The organism is Belliella marina (genome assembly GCF_042682445.1).
In the GTDB taxonomy this organism is placed as follows: domain Bacteria; phylum Bacteroidota; class Bacteroidia; order Cytophagales; family Cyclobacteriaceae; genus Belliella; species Belliella marina.
On the sequence record NZ_JBHUHR010000015.1, the window covers coordinates 454,489 to 468,846 of the forward strand.

Consider the following 14,358-nt stretch of genomic DNA (forward strand, 5'->3'; position numbering starts at 1 on the left):
TGGAGTTTGTGGGGAGAGATTGATTGGCATCATTGTATTTGCGCAAGCTTTTATGTATTTTGGATTGCATAGAAAACAGACAAGATTCATAGATTTTATCAATCGAAAAAATATTACGATAACAAACATATTACATAATTTAGTGATTCTATAAATCAACAATAAAATCAAATACGATATGGAAAAAATCAATGAAGACGGTAGCATGGGCCACAATGTAAATGGAGGAGGCAAATGTCCTGTCATGCATGGAGCCAACACACAATTGGGAAATGGTGGAACGATGAACCAAGATTGGTGGCCGAACCAATTGAATTTAAACATTTTGCATCAACATGCCCCAAAATCGAATCCGCTTGGGGATGATTTTGATTATGCAGAGGAATTCAAAAAGCTTGACTTGCCACAGGTGAAAAAAGACCTAGAAGAGGTTTTGACCACTTCGCAGGAATGGTGGCCTGCGGATTATGGTCATTATGGACCTTTGATGATCCGTATGGCTTGGCATAGTGCTGGGACTTACCGTACAGGAGATGGACGGGGTGGTGCCGGTACAGGAAATCAGCGGTTTGCTCCATTGAACAGTTGGCCAGATAATGGCAATTTGGATAAGGCCCGCAGGTTACTTTGGCCGATAAAACAGAAATATGGAAATAAGATTTCCTGGGCAGACTTGTTCATCTTGGCTGGGAATGTTGCCATAGAATCCATGGGGCTGAAAACTTTTGGATTTGGTGGAGGTAGAGAAGATATATTCCAACCTGAGGAAGATATCTACTGGGGAGCAGAAAAAGAATGGTTGGCAACAAGCGATAAAGAGAATAGCCGCTATTCGGGAGACCGTGATCTTGAAAACCCATTGGCAGCAGTTCAGATGGGTTTGATCTATGTAAATCCCGAGGGGCCGGATGGTAATCCAGATCCATTGGCTTCTGCAAGGGACATTCGGGAAACTTTCAAGAGAATGGCTATGAATGACTATGAGACTGTGGCATTGACAGCTGGAGGACATACTTTTGGGAAAGCACACGGAGCTGGGGATGCGGCACTGGTAGGTACAGAACCTGAAGCTGCAGCAATCGAGGAAATGGGTTTTGGATGGAAGAGTAGTTTCAAAAGTGGAAAAGGCAGGGATGCCATTACGAGTGGCTTGGAAGGGGCCTGGACTCCTACCCCCACGACATGGGATATGAGTTATTTTGATGTGTTGTTTGGCTATGATTGGGAATTGACCAAAAGTCCGGCAGGAGCGCACCAGTGGGCGGCAAAGAATTTGGCTGAAAAGGATCATGCACCAGATGCTGAAGATGGATCGATCAAAGTAGATATCATGATGTCAACTGCCGATATGGCTATGAAGATGGATCCTGAGTACAGAAAAATATCAGAGCATTTTCACAAAAATCCAGAAGAATTTGCGGATGCTTTCAAACGTGCCTGGTTCAAATTGACCCACCGAGATATGGGACCAAAATCCCGCTATTTGGGACCGGAGGTGCCAGCTGAAGATTTGATCTGGCAAGATCCAATTCCAGCCGTAGATCATGAGTTGGTCAATGGAGAGGATATTGCCAATTTGAAAGCAAAAATACTTTCTTCGGGTCTTTCTGTTTCTGAATTGGTATATACGGCTTGGTCATCTGCATCTACTTTCCGTGGATCGGACAAAAAAGGCGGCGCCAATGGTGCTCGTATCCGTCTGGCTCCGCAGAAAGATTGGGAAGTAAACCAACCGGAGCAACTTTCAAGAGTATTGGGTATTCTTGAAGGAATCCAAAGTGATTTCAACAATTCACAGACTGGAAACAAGAAGATATCTTTGGCAGATTTGATTGTCTTGGGTGGTTGTGCAGGGATCGAAAAGGCCGCCAAAGATGGTGGATTTGCTCTAGAGGTTCCTTTCAGACCGGGAAGAGCAGATGCCACAGCAGAGCAGACCGACGCAGAGTCTTTTGATTGGTTGAAGCCAGAGGCCGATGGGTTCAGAAACTATCGCAGGGCGGCATTTACCGTTTCTGATGAAGAGATGTTGATAGACAAGGCGCAATTACTGGAATTGAGTGCTCCTGAAATGACCGTTTTGTTAGGCGGGTTGCGTGTGTTGGATGCCAATTTCAAAAAATCCAAACATGGAGTATTCACTGATAGGCCTGGTACTTTGAGCAATGACTTCTTTGTGAATCTCGTGGATAGCGGTGTGGCTTGGGCTCCTTCAAGAAAAGAGGCGGATGTCTTTGAGGCACATGACCGCAAGACTGGTGAAGTGAAGCGTACTGGAACCAGGGTAGACTTGATTTTTGGATCCAATTCACAGCTTCGTGCGATAGCAGAAGTGTATGCCCAAGATGATGCGAAGGAAAGATTTGTAAGGGATTTCGTCAAAACCTGGGACAAAGTGATGAATTTGGATCGCTTTGATTAAGCTATAATATATTGAACCTATAATCCAAAAGGTGATCTGGAAACGGATCACCTTTTTTGTTGCTGTTGAAAATGAATTAAAATCAAAAGCAGAGTCTTAGCTATAGTCAGATGTAGTTTTGCGACTTTGTGTTCATTGAGAACTCCTCGTATTCACTGTGGATTGATCCCAGAGCAGTTTTACCACAAGGGACATCAGGATTACACAAGGGACACTATGATTTTTACGCTATGTTGAGACTTTGTGATCCTTGAGAAACCTTCGCATTCCCTGTGGTTTGATCCCAGAACAGTTTTACCACAAGGGACACCAGGATTGCACAAGGGACACTATGGTTTTTGCGCCATGTTGAGACTTTGTGATCCTTGAGAAACCTTCGTGTTCTCTGTGGTTTGATCCCAGCAGTTTTACCACAAGAGACACCAGGATTGCACAAGGGACACAATGGTTTTTGCACTATGTTGAGACTTTGTGATCCTTGAGAAACCTTCGCATTCCCTGTGGTTTGATCCCAGCAGTTTTACCACAAGGGGCACCAGGATTGCACAAGGGACACAATGGTTTTTGCACTATGTTGAGACTTTGTGATCCTTGAGAAACCTTCGCATTCCCTGTGGTTTGATCCCAGAACAGTTTTACCACAAGGGACACTATGGTTTTTGCACTATGTTGAGATTTTGTGATCCTTGAGAAACCTTCGCGTTCTCTGTGGTTTGATCCCAGCAGTTTTACCACAAGGGACATCAGGATTGCACAAGGGACACTATGATTTTTACGCTATGTTGAGACTTTGTGAGCATAGTGAAACCTTCGTGTTCTCTGTGGTTAAATCGATGCTGCATCATATGAGGATTCTAAATCCGCAAATAAAAAAAGCTCCAGTTGGAGCTTGTAATATTCAAATCAAAATACAAAACTATACTGCTCTACCACCGATAAGCCTAAGCAAAATAGAAATCACGGCCAGCACCAATAGTATGTGAATCAATCCACCAATACTATATACAAAGAATCCCAAGATCCACCCTATAATCAAAATCACTGCGATCAAATACAATAAAGAGTTCATAATATGTTGGTTAAAGTAAATAATTGGTTTATACCAACTTAAACAAGTACTATGCCAACACCATTATTTAGGGTCTGCTTAAAAACACAAAACCAACTGGTAATGTATGGGTTATTTTATATAGTGAATGATCTTGCGCAAGGTTTTTCAGCAAATGAACGCAAAAACCTTGTAGTATATTGACTTGGTTTTGTTAGCCAGCTTCATCCCGATACGCTTCGACATCGGGACTACTTCCTTGGCTTCACTTCTCCAACTCGTATTTTACGCAAATCTGACTTTTTCAGCAGACCCTATTTACTCAAAGCGGATGCCCATGAGTTCCATCAGTTTGTGCGCATTGAAGCTCGGGCATGGGCCTTCTTTTATGGTATAGTCGAAATGGATCTCTTTATCGGTAATCTCACTGTGGAAACTCTTGTTCACTAGATAATCGAGTTTCTCATCCAATTCACTGAGTTCTATGTCATGGGTGGAAATTATCCCTTTTCCCCCTGCATGATACAACTGCCGGATCAATGCTTCACTTCCCAGGATTCTATCAGCAGTGTTCGTTCCTTTGAGGATCTCGTCCAATAGAAAGAAAACTTTTGTCCCTGACTCTGCTGTATCCAACAACAATTTGATTCTCGCCAACTCTGCATAGAAAGAACTCACACTTTCACCCAAATTATCCGAATTCCGCATACTGGTAAAAAGTTGGAAATTGCCTATTTCAAAGGACTTGGCGAATGGGCTCAATCCCAAGTTTGCCAAAACCATATTGATCCCCAATGTCCGCATGAATGTAGTCTTACCAGACATATTCGCACCCGTGAGCAATACGACCTGTTTGGTTTCATCCATGCTAAAATCATTGCCTATAGCTTTATCGGGATGTAGCAGTGGATGGCAAATGTTTCGGACATTGATTTGTTCTTGGTCCAGCCAATTCACTTTGCAGGTGGATTTTTCCCCTTTCGTGAATGAAGCCAATGAGACCAACACTTGCCATTTATCTAAATTTTCTTCCCAATGCTTGAGATAATTGCCGTTTTTGTTCTTCCACAACACCAATCTCCACCAGAGAAAGATATCAGTCCAAAAAAGAAAATTAAAAACCAAATAGACCATATTGAGTCGGCTTTGGATCATAAATGTTTTTTGTTCGAGTGACTTCAATACTTTTGGTGCTTCTATTTCTTCATTCTTGAATGCATGCTGGAGTGTCTGTAAAGTTTTGTCCTGAAATTCTTCCTTGACAAGCAGTGAAGACCAAAAAGTAAAAGTCTTGACATCTCCCTGGTTGGGCATGAGCATTGCCGCTTCTTGCAGAGGTTTGAAGACGGTTGCCAAAAATGCTCCACCCAAAAGTATCCAAAGTCCAATCCAGCCAAATGCCAATCCAAAATACAAAGTTGCAATCAACATCGCCAATCCACCGATAGGTCCTAAGAACATCGGGATGAAAAGCCAAGATTTGAATGAAACTGCAGACTCCAGCCAATGATAAAATTCGACTTTGGACTTTTCCTTTTTGATAAATGCCCTTCCCAAAGCTTCAAAGCTTTGCAGGAATTCATCCTTTTGGGAGAGTTCTTGGATGCTTTTACTCCGCTCTTTGGCTGTATGTGGATCAAATTGACTTTTCATCCAAGAGACCAATTTGGTTTTCCCTCCCTTGTTGACAGTATGGTTGATCAACTGGAAAAGCGAATGCTCACCAAAAAGGTCCAAGTCATTAGCGAAGGGATGGCTCTTTTCCTGAAACTCTACCCCAGGATCGAAGGCATGCAATTTTCTTTCCTTTCTCATCTGAAGCTCTCCCCGCATACTGATCAATTCCTTCAGAAAGACTTCTTTGTCTTTTTGCTTGTTGAATTCCAATATGAGATAGACAAATATCCCAATCATGAATGGGAGTATTAGCAAGAGCAATCTCAATTCGCTGATTCCCACTATGGCAACAGCCAAAATCCCAAAGAACAATATGAGCCTGATGATGGAAAGTCCAGCGGCTTTTTTCTTTGTATTGCTAAGTGCTATTTCCAGTTTGGTAAAATCTATCTGATCAATCATCCTGCAAAATTAGTCTTTTATGTGAATCCCAAGACCAAAATCAATTAACTCTTGGGAATTCTTTGGGTTATGGAGAATTGCCAAGGACATAATTTTCAATCTACTGATTCCGATATATACCAATGAAAACCACTATTATCAATTTGAAAGCGAGGAATCCTTCGAGGGTTGCCTGTTTAGGTGGATTGGTCGGTGAGGACACCGACCAAGGCGATTAAGTGACAACCCTTGAAGATTTTTGGCTAAAAGCTATTTGACTACGATAAATGGTAACAGGTTATTCCAATCCCCAATTTATCATTACCTTTGTCTCCCATATAAACAACCCATCTACCCCCATGAACGAAAGGTATATGCAGCGCGGTGTTTCTGCGTCCAAAGAGGATGTTCACCAGGCAATTTCCAAGTTGGATAAAGGTCTTTTTCCCAAGGCTTTTTGTAAAATTGTAGAAGATACATTGGGCAATGATCCTGAGTATTGCAACATCATGCATGCAGATGGAGCAGGGACTAAATCGGCATTAGCCTACATGTACTGGAAAGAGACCGGGGATTTGAGTGTGTGGAAAGGAATCGCCCAAGATGCGATTATCATGAACACAGATGACCTACTATGTGTGGGAGCTGTGAACAACATTTTGGTGTCTTCCACTATTGGAAGAAACAAGAATCTCGTGCCCGGAGAAGTCATCTCTGCCATCATCAATGGCACTGAGGAAGTGCTCCAAATGCTTCGTGATAATGGTGTGAATGTGGTTTTGACAGGTGGAGAGACGGCTGATGTGGGAGATTTGGTCAGGACGATCATTGTGGATAGCACCGTGACTTGCAGAATGCGCAGAGACGAAGTGATCTCAAACGATCAGATCAAAGCGGGAGATGTAGTGGTTGGACTTTCATCTTACGGGCAGGCTACTTATGAAGATTTTTATAATGGCGGAATGGGCAGCAATGGGCTTACATCTGCCCGTCATGACGTTTTTTCCAAAGTATTGAAAAGTAAATTCCCCGAAAGCTTCGATCCGGCAGTACCCGAAAGCTTGGTTTATTCAGGAAAATACAACCTTACAGATGCCGCACCTGGTACTTCTGTAGATATTGGAAAGCTGGTACTTTCCCCTACGAGGACCTATGCTCCGATCATGGTGGATGTATTGAAATATCTTAGGCCACAGATCCATGGAATTGTACATTGTAGCGGTGGTGCACAGACCAAAGTTTTACACTTTGTGGATAATGTGCATGTGATCAAAGACAATCTTTTCGAAACACCACCATTGTTCAAAATCATCCAGGAGGAGAGCGGTACAGATTGGAAAGAAATGTATAAAGTGTTCAACATGGGCCACAGAATGGAAATCTACCTTGATGAGAAATATGCCGAAGAGGTCATTGATATCGCCGAAGGGTTTGGCGTAGATGCGAAAATCATCGGAAGGGTAGTGCCGCATGAAGGCAAGAAAGTTACCGTTCAGGGAGCTCACGGTACTTTTGAATACTAAGAAGTCTTATTTATCTTTCTTTTGATTTATTGATATAAGGATCAATATCTTAAAATAAAAACAAACCAATAGTTTCCTTATTGGGAAATTGTTGGTATTTTTGAAAAAGCATTTCAATGAAATCAAACTTTGAAATAGATTTATTGCCTGATGCAGTTGAGTTTTTAGGGGAGTTGGACGAAAAAGCCCGAGAAAAAGTCTACTACAACCTTAAGAAAGCTCAATTCGTGAATGATCATGAACTCTTCAAAAAGCTAACAGACTTGATATGGGAGTTTAGGACATTGTACAGAGGAAAGGCATATAGGCTATTTGCGTTTTGGGATAAATCAGATGGCATGAACAAATTGGTTGTTGCTACTCACGGTTTATTGAAAAAAACTCAAAAAACACCAATTAAGGAGATAAAGAAGGCAGAAAAAATCAGAGAATTGTATCTGAACAATAAAACAAAATAATCATGGCAAAGGAAAATGAAATGAAAGCCATATCGCTTGACAAAATGATCGATAAGCACCTGGGAGAACGTGGAACTACCAAGAGGGAAGCCTTTGAAAATGAATTGAGAATTGACCTTCTTGGTCATGCTATTAAACAAGCTCGGAAAGAACGTAATCTAACCCAAGAACAGTTGGGACAATTAGTCGGTGTGCAAAAAGCACAAATTTCAAAAATTGAAAATAGTACCAAAAGTGCCAGGTTAGAGACTATCATGAAAGTATTTGAGGCTTTGGGTGCTAAAGTAAATTTCAACGTGGAATTGAATAACCAGACTTTGGCTTACTAAAAGAGCTACAATTGATTTACCTAAAATCGCCATTCGATATCTGCCCAAAACACAATTATGCTTCAAAAGACGCTATCAACAATTTTCATTGTGCTTTTTGCTATCGCCTTGTTGGGTGTATTGTTGACAAGTACCATTGATCGGTCGGATTACAAAACAAAAGCGTATTATCTAGAGACTATTTCTAAGCTTCAAGACCTTAAACCTGATTCTTCCGAGGGTGATTCTTGGCTAGTAGGTTGGTCCAAAATCAATGCAACTCCAGCTGAACCTGCAAATCTGGTAGGATATGCCCCTAGGGGAAATTATGATTTTGTGCTGGATAGTAGCTTCGTTCGGGCTTTGGTGATAGGAAATGGAATGCAGAATGTTGCGATTTTGAATTACGAATTGCTTATCGTCCATCCCTATTTGGCTGACAGGATAAAGCAAAGAATTGAAAATGAAAACCTGCCGATTGACTTCATCTATTTCACTGCTACCCACACCCATAGTGGGATTGGAGGCTACATTCCCGGCTTGATGGGCAAAGTTGCTTTTGGCGGTTATGATGAAAGTATTGTCAATATGCTAGAACAAAAGACCTTAGAGGGGCTTCAGAATGCATTGGAAAGCCAAGATTCAGCCTCGGTGTCATTTCAGGTTTCGTTGACAGATTCGCTGGTTTACAACAGGTTTGTCCATGAAGATCCCGTTGATCCATATATCAGACAATTGGTTTTCCGGAAAAGCACGGGAGAAAAAGCCACATTTTTGACATACAGTGCACATCCCACCACTTTGGCCGTAAAATTCATGGGGCTGTCTGGAGACTATCCACATTATCTGATGGATAAATTTGAAACTGGATTGTATGACTTTGCCTTGTTTGCGGCAGGTACAGTGGGCAGTCAAGGGCCTTCCCGCACAGGCAACCAGCCCGAACATACCAAGGCTTTTGCTGAGGCTGTCTTTCAACAGGCTATCAGCAATGTAGAGGAAGAGGAAACGGTGGATAGAAAGAAAATTGGATTTACCCGTCTTCCCGTAGCATTGCGTGAGGCACAATACAGGTTGGGTAAAAATATCAGGCTGCAGCCATGGGTTTTTGAATCTGCGTTTGGAGAGAGCAATGCCCACTTCGACGCAGTCTTGATAGGGAACACACTGTTGATAAGTTCCAGTGGTGAGGTTTCGGGAACCTTTATGCAAGACTGGGAAAAATTGGCCAAAAGCAGAGGGCTCAACTTGATGGTCACCACTTTCAATGGCGGCTATATTGGTTATATCACACCCGACGCCTATTACGATTATGAATACCATGAAGTACGCAGCATGAATTGGTACGGTCCTTACAATGGGACATATTTCATCGAATTAGTCAATGGACTGATTGGGAAGGATTGGTGATTTTTTCGGTTGAAATCCTAAAATAAAAGAACCAACAAGGGCAACAAAAAACTTGCTTCCAAGATTTTTCTGATTGTCTCCTTGTTTTTTTTATTGTCCAGAAAGTAAACAACATGGATCAGCAGCATCAAGAGCAAGATACTGGTATAAATATGGAAATAAGATACCTGACTTATCAATAAGTAGCATGACAGAAGTATCCCCAAGATTGCCAAAAAAAGAATGAATGTGTTTAATTTTCTTGGTGTAACCCAATTGAGGACAGAATTGAATCCATCTTTTTGGTCAGAGTCCCTGTCAAGATATGAAAGGATCAGAAGATTGATCCAAGCTATAAGAAAATACGCTGCTGCCAACAAGAAAAATGGTGTGGGAATTTGTGTATCCTTGAGTAAAAAAGGCGCCAGAGTTATTCCCAGCACATAGAATATCGCGATCAAAAATTCCTTCAAAAATGCGGTTCTTCTTCCAAAGAAATAGAATAAAGCCAAACTGACAGTAATAACTCCAGCTAGGACAATTCCGGGAACTATCAAAAAGCGAAGACTTGGGAGGAAAATCAACATGAAAACTACCAACAAAAATGCAATCACCAGTGCAAATTGAATAGGGTTTCCATACCGGAAATGAAATATATGCCTTGGTGTGCTGGGTTGCGTTTTGGTCTTTTTGGCATCCATGAGATGATCCAAAGTATAAATTATCCATACCGTCAATCCCAAAATCAGGTAGATTTCAGGGATGAGAAACACACCCAATAAGTGGGCAAAAAATGCCATTCCGGCAGTAGCTCCGAGGACAACGTCAAAGGAAAGGAAATTGAGATAGCTGTAGAATTTTTTAAGTGAATTCACCATTCAAAACTAGAAAAAAGAGTTGGCCTTTCTAAATCGAATTTAAAATAGCCAACTCTTAAAATTTAATCAGTAAACGGAATTACTTAAAGCAAAATGATCAACAAGATCAAGATTACGATCAAAGCACCTGTGGAGATGTAAAGGCCATTTCCATTTTGCTTTGCTTCTTTGTTGAGTTCTTTCAGCTCATTCCGGATCTCTTTTCTTTCCGCTTTGCTCAATTCTTTGAAATCCATTTCCTTAATTTCCAAAACCCTGGCATCGATTTCCTCAAACCTTTTCAGATCTTCAGCAGTGATTTCCCTAGCTGCCTTATGGGAATCTTTGTCTTTTCCCGCAAAGGATGCCTTAGCTGTAAATCCCGAGAGTAAAACAGCAAAAACGAGTGTGTTGATAACTTTTTTCATATTCATTGATTTGTCTTGCTTCGAAAATAATTATTTCAAACTGCCAATCATGTCTTCAGGTTTTACCCATTCGTCAAATTGCTCGTTTGTAAGTAAACCCAATGCCAAAGCGGCCTCTCTCAAGCTAGTGCCTTCTTTATGCGCTTTTTTGGCGATGGCAGCAGCGTTTTCATAACCTATATGTGGATTCAAAGCTGTCACCAACATCAAGGAGTTTTCAAGATGCTGTTTGATAAATGGCGTATTCGGCTCGATACCGATGGCACAGTTGTCATTGAAAGAAACTGCTGCATCTCCCAAAAGTCTTGCCGACTGGAGGAAGTTGGCGATCATCATTGGCTTGTAAACATTCAGCTCAAAATGGCCATTTGAACCACCTATAGAAATTGCCACATCATTGCCCATCACTTGTGCAGCGACCATTGTGATTGCTTCCACTTGGGTTGGATTTACCTTGCCCGGCATGATGGAAGACCCAGGCTCATTTTCGGGAATCAATATCTCACCAATCCCTGATCTTGGACCCGAAGACAGCATTCTAATGTCATTGGCAATCTTCATCAAGCTTACTGCAAGTTGTTTCAAAGCACCATGGGATTCTACAATTGCATCATGCGCTGCCAATGCTTCAAACTTGTTTGGTGCTGTGACCAAAGGTTGTCCCGAGAATTCAGCGATTTTCTTGGCCACCAATTCAGAATAGCCTTTAGGGGTATTCAAACCTGTCCCCACTGCTGTACCTCCCAATGCCAACTCGGATAGGTGCGAAAGGGTATTTTTCAATGCCCTCAATCCATGGTTAAGTTGTGCTACATAACCGGAAAATTCCTGCCCAAGCGTAAGTGGTGTCGCATCCATAAAGTGGGTTCTACCGATTTTCACCACATTCATAAATTTCTCAGACTTTGCTTTCAGGGTATCCCTCAGTTTTTCTACCCCTGGGATAGTTGTTTCCAAGACCATTTTATATGCCGCAATATGCATCGCAGTAGGAAAAGTGTCATTGGAAGATTGGGATTTGTTCACATCATCATTGGGATGGATTTTTTTCTTTTCATCTTCAAGTGATCCACCAAGCAATACATGCGCTCTATATGCAATGACCTCGTTGGAGTTCATGTTGGATTGAGTACCGGAACCTGTCTGCCAAATGACAAGGGGGAATTGATCGTCGTGCTGACCGGTCAAGATCTCGTCGCAAACTTTGGCAATGATATCGGCTTTGTCCTGAGCCAATACGCCAAGTTCTGCATTTGCCAAGGCGGCAGACTTCTTCAAAATGGCAAAAGCCCTGATGATTTCTACCGGCATGCGGTTTCTTTCACCGCCGATTTTGAAATTATTGATAGACCTTTGGGTTTGTGCACCCCAGTATTTGTCTGCAGGCACCTCTACCGGCCCCATGGTATCTTTTTCAATCCTAATGCTCATAATATTCTTAGATTTAAGAGTTTTATTTTTGGCTTGCTAAATTACTACCTGAAGGTCATAATCCATAAAATAAATTGATTAATCGGTCTTTTTCATTTCTAGGATATCATGAAAAATCTTTTGGGAGTTTTTGATTTTTCTGTTGAAATGTGTCCACGCAAAGGCATAGTTTAGTACGCAAAAGACGACGCATATCAAGGCATACCAAATTTGGTTTGCGAAAAAACCAAAAAAGATGCTTAACCCCATGGAAACAAAGCTCCAAAACCCCAAAAAGAAAGCTGAACTTGGAAATAGGCTATATTCCAAAAATAGAATAGATCCCATCGGGGTATCTTCAATCTTTCCCTTGATCAAAGGGAGAAAGCTGTCTGCTTTTTGTATTACCAGAGAAATGCTAAACCTATTTTCCTTTATAGTGCCATTGAATAAATGCCCTTCTTCTTGTGTTCTGTCATAGGCCAAAAAATTCACATCTTTAGTGACCTTTCCCAAATTACTTATCACCTCTTTGCTGCTGAGAGATGATACCAGTATTTCGCTTTGGGTTGGAAAAAAAGGCATCCTATAGATTCTCTTTGTAGACTATTTTACAGCAATGCAGGAAATCTCCACGTTGACATCTTTTGGCAATCTGCTGACTTCTACTGTTTCCCGTGCAGGTGGGTTGGTTTTGAAATACTGGCCATAGGCATCATTGATGGTTGAGAATTGCCCCATGTCTTTGATAAAAATACTGCATTTGACTACATTGACGAATCCAAAACCTGCCTGTCTCAATACGGCTTCCAGGTTTTTCATGACGGCATGTGTTTCTTCAGTAATGTTTTCATTGATCAATTCCCCTGATTCAGGATCCAAAGCGATCTGGCCAGAGATATAAAGTGTATTACCAGCCAATACTGCTTGGCTATATGGCCCAATAGGGGCGGGGGCTTCAGGTGTATAGATGATTTCTTTTTCCATAGTCTAATCTCTAGCAGATTATGCGGATTTCACAGGGATTACCACAGATAAACACAAAACACACAGTTTTATTGATTGGATCAGACTCCAAATCCATTGTGTTTTTGATTTACCCATGTTTATTTTGGCTCTAATAAAGATGATTAGCAATCAAAGATGTTTTTCAATTTATGATTCTTTTATCTCTACTTTCGGTTTAGCAAAGTTAATTAATAGCCCGAGAGTTTTATTGCTTGCTTTAAGATAATTCAGAAATCAAAGCGCCAGTGAGAAAGCTGTTTGTTTTAATGAGTTTTCTATCATTGTGTTTTTGGTGTTCATCTGTGATTGATCATTTTTTCCCGGCGAGGGATTTGAAGACTTGGAGGTATTGGTCTGTGACATGATCCCAGTTGTATTTTTGGGTGAGGCCGGAGCGTGCCGTTTCCCTTAGTTTTTTCATTTCTTCCGGTTTTTTTTCAGCCTTATCCACAATCTCCACCACTGAATTGAGATCTTTTTCAAAATACCAACCATGTTTCCCATTTTGCAACATTTCTTGGTTGAATTCGGTGTTTAGAGCCAAAATTGCGCACCCATAACCCATTGCCTTGAGCATTGCAGGATTGGTCCCCCCATATTCATGTCCATGGAAATAGCCATAACAGTTGTGATACAGTGCTTTGAGCTCTTTTGGATCGGTAACATATCCTGTAAACAAAAGCCTGTCATCTTCAATGGATTTTAAGTTATCCACATAGTCGTCCTTGTAGGGAACATCTCCTACGATCACCAATTTCCTTTTAGAATTGGATTTCACATAGCCCTGAATGATCAAGTCGGCATTGTTGTCAGGAACCAACCTCCCGACGATAAGGTAGTAGCTTTCATTTTCCAAATCCCATTTCCTGATTTTTGAAGTATCAGAACTCAGGGAAGGGTTGGCGCCATAAGCAATTACAGTAGATTTTGCGTTGAATAGCTCTAGGTAGATTCTCTGCATTTCTACGGAATCATTGATGATATGGTCGTAGAATTTTGTGGCCATTTTTGAAGCCCAATAAAAGTATTTGGATCCCAACCCTTTCCATTTGGGTCTCAGCCACTCCAGCCCATCGACATTGATGGCGGTAGGTTTATGGAAGATCCTTGAGATAATGCCAAAAGGCCCATTGCCGGAATTGACTACAAATATCACATCAACATCCGATAAACATGCATGGCACATGGACACAAAAGAATGTGTGAGTTGCGTCAAGCTTTTGCTTTCGATAGCTGGAGTGTAGACCAGTTTGATTCCATTTACATGCGAGGGCTTATCCTTGAAAAGTGCACGATGGCAATAGACAGTGACCTCGACTCCTTTTTTCTGTAACCTCTCTCCCAATTCTTTGACCAAGGTGTCGTAGCCCCCATAGACATAAGGATAACCCTTTGCTCCTAGGATGGCAATTTTTAGATTAGAAGATTTTAAAGATTCTGACATGTTTT

14 protein-coding genes are annotated in these 14,358 nt (G+C 41.4%); 5 read left to right on the forward strand and 9 right to left on the reverse strand.

The window, feature by feature from the left end; translation table 11 throughout:
• Positions 1 to 178 precede the first annotated feature (178 nt).
• A complete protein-coding gene (gene katG / locus ACFSKL_RS06235) occupies positions 179 to 2,422 on the forward strand; it encodes a catalase/peroxidase HPI (protein ID WP_376884458.1) in 2,244 nt (747 codons plus the stop codon).
• Positions 2,423 to 3,338: 916 nt separating this feature from the next.
• Here the strand turns inward: katG and ACFSKL_RS06240 are convergent.
• Both ACFSKL_RS06240 and ACFSKL_RS06245 read right to left on the reverse strand, forming a co-directional pair.
• Positions 3,339 to 3,491: a lmo0937 family membrane protein gene (locus ACFSKL_RS06240; protein WP_376884460.1), complete on the reverse strand. Its 153-nt coding sequence runs from the start codon at positions 3,489 to 3,491 to the stop codon at positions 3,339 to 3,341.
• A gap of 297 nt (positions 3,492 to 3,788) precedes the next feature.
• A complete protein-coding gene (locus ACFSKL_RS06245; RefSeq protein WP_376884462.1) occupies positions 3,789 to 5,549 on the reverse strand; it encodes a MutS-related protein in 1,761 nt (586 codons plus the stop codon).
• A gap of 338 nt (positions 5,550 to 5,887) precedes the next feature.
• Between ACFSKL_RS06245 and ACFSKL_RS06250 the strand changes: the two genes are divergently transcribed.
• From ACFSKL_RS06250 to ACFSKL_RS06265, 4 genes are all read left to right on the forward strand, one after another.
• A complete protein-coding gene (locus ACFSKL_RS06250; protein ID WP_376884682.1) occupies positions 5,888 to 7,051 on the forward strand; it encodes an AIR synthase related protein in 1,164 nt (387 codons plus the stop codon).
• A 116-nt stretch (positions 7,052 to 7,167) separates the two neighbouring features.
• The gene (locus ACFSKL_RS06255) at positions 7,168 to 7,509 is read left to right on the forward strand and encodes a type II toxin-antitoxin system RelE/ParE family toxin (protein WP_376884464.1); all 342 of its coding nucleotides are present in this window, start codon (positions 7,168 to 7,170) and stop codon (positions 7,507 to 7,509) included.
• Between the two features lie 20 nt (positions 7,510 to 7,529).
• Positions 7,530 to 7,838, forward strand: coding sequence for a helix-turn-helix domain-containing protein (locus tag ACFSKL_RS06260; protein WP_376884684.1), 309 nt, complete (start codon positions 7,530 to 7,532; stop codon positions 7,836 to 7,838).
• A gap of 57 nt (positions 7,839 to 7,895) precedes the next feature.
• A complete protein-coding gene (locus ACFSKL_RS06265) occupies positions 7,896 to 9,227 on the forward strand; it encodes a neutral/alkaline non-lysosomal ceramidase N-terminal domain-containing protein (protein WP_376884467.1) in 1,332 nt (443 codons plus the stop codon).
• A 17-nt stretch (positions 9,228 to 9,244) separates the two neighbouring features.
• On the opposite strand, the gene ACFSKL_RS06270 is transcribed toward ACFSKL_RS06265, so the two are convergent.
• The 7 genes from ACFSKL_RS06270 to ACFSKL_RS06300 form a co-directional block, all read right to left on the reverse strand.
• The gene (locus ACFSKL_RS06270) at positions 9,245 to 10,084 is read right to left on the reverse strand and encodes a UbiA prenyltransferase family protein (RefSeq protein ID WP_376884469.1); all 840 of its coding nucleotides are present in this window, start codon (positions 10,082 to 10,084) and stop codon (positions 9,245 to 9,247) included.
• An 83-nt stretch (positions 10,085 to 10,167) separates the two neighbouring features.
• A complete protein-coding gene (locus tag ACFSKL_RS06275; protein ID WP_376884472.1) occupies positions 10,168 to 10,491 on the reverse strand; it encodes a hypothetical protein in 324 nt (107 codons plus the stop codon).
• A 30-nt stretch (positions 10,492 to 10,521) separates the two neighbouring features.
• Positions 10,522 to 11,922 carry a class II fumarate hydratase gene (fumC, locus tag ACFSKL_RS06280; RefSeq protein WP_376884473.1) on the reverse strand — a complete coding sequence of 467 codons (1,401 nt, stop codon included), beginning with the start codon at positions 11,920 to 11,922 and terminating at the stop codon, positions 10,522 to 10,524.
• Positions 11,923 to 12,000: 78 nt separating this feature from the next.
• On the reverse strand, positions 12,001 to 12,486 hold the full coding sequence (locus ACFSKL_RS06285) for a hypothetical protein (protein WP_376884475.1): 486 nt from the start codon (positions 12,484 to 12,486) through the stop codon (positions 12,001 to 12,003).
• 21 nt (positions 12,487 to 12,507) lie between these two features.
• The gene (locus tag ACFSKL_RS06290; protein ID WP_376884477.1) at positions 12,508 to 12,888 is read right to left on the reverse strand and encodes a RidA family protein; all 381 of its coding nucleotides are present in this window, start codon (positions 12,886 to 12,888) and stop codon (positions 12,508 to 12,510) included.
• A 168-nt stretch (positions 12,889 to 13,056) separates the two neighbouring features.
• Entirely contained in the window at positions 13,057 to 13,140 is an 84-nt protein-coding gene (locus ACFSKL_RS06295) for a GxxExxY protein (protein ID WP_376884686.1), read from the reverse strand.
• 79 nt (positions 13,141 to 13,219) lie between these two features.
• Positions 13,220 to 14,353, reverse strand: coding sequence for a glycosyltransferase (locus ACFSKL_RS06300; RefSeq protein WP_376884479.1), 1,134 nt, complete (start codon positions 14,351 to 14,353; stop codon positions 13,220 to 13,222).
• Between the last annotated feature and the right edge of the window lie 5 nt (positions 14,354 to 14,358).

Excerpts from the sequence above, each read along its gene's own strand:
- ACFSKL_RS06260 (WP_376884684.1), top strand. The coding sequence starts at position 7,530 with ATGAAAGCCATATCGCTTGACAAAATGATCGATAAGCACCTGGGAGAA.
- ACFSKL_RS06240 (WP_376884460.1), bottom strand. The coding sequence starts at position 3,491 with ATGAACTCTTTATTGTATTTGATCGCAGTGATTTTGATTATAGGGTGG.
- fumC (WP_376884473.1), bottom strand. The coding sequence starts at position 11,922 with ATGAGCATTAGGATTGAAAAAGATACCATGGGGCCGGTAGAGGTGCCT.
- ACFSKL_RS06255 (WP_376884464.1), top strand. The coding sequence starts at position 7,168 with ATGAAATCAAACTTTGAAATAGATTTATTGCCTGATGCAGTTGAGTTT.
- ACFSKL_RS06300 (WP_376884479.1), bottom strand. The coding sequence starts at position 14,353 with ATGTCAGAATCTTTAAAATCTTCTAATCTAAAAATTGCCATCCTAGGA.
- ACFSKL_RS06250 (WP_376884682.1), top strand. The coding sequence starts at position 5,888 with ATGAACGAAAGGTATATGCAGCGCGGTGTTTCTGCGTCCAAAGAGGAT.
- ACFSKL_RS06265 (WP_376884467.1), top strand. The coding sequence starts at position 7,896 with ATGCTTCAAAAGACGCTATCAACAATTTTCATTGTGCTTTTTGCTATC.
- ACFSKL_RS06275 (WP_376884472.1), bottom strand. The coding sequence starts at position 10,491 with ATGAAAAAAGTTATCAACACACTCGTTTTTGCTGTTTTACTCTCGGGA.
- ACFSKL_RS06285 (WP_376884475.1), bottom strand. The coding sequence starts at position 12,486 with ATGCCTTTTTTTCCAACCCAAAGCGAAATACTGGTATCATCTCTCAGC.
- katG (WP_376884458.1), top strand. The coding sequence starts at position 179 with ATGGAAAAAATCAATGAAGACGGTAGCATGGGCCACAATGTAAATGGA.
- ACFSKL_RS06290 (WP_376884477.1), bottom strand. The coding sequence starts at position 12,888 with ATGGAAAAAGAAATCATCTATACACCTGAAGCCCCCGCCCCTATTGGG.
- ACFSKL_RS06245 (WP_376884462.1), bottom strand. The coding sequence starts at position 5,549 with ATGATTGATCAGATAGATTTTACCAAACTGGAAATAGCACTTAGCAAT.
- ACFSKL_RS06270 (WP_376884469.1), bottom strand. The coding sequence starts at position 10,084 with ATGGTGAATTCACTTAAAAAATTCTACAGCTATCTCAATTTCCTTTCC.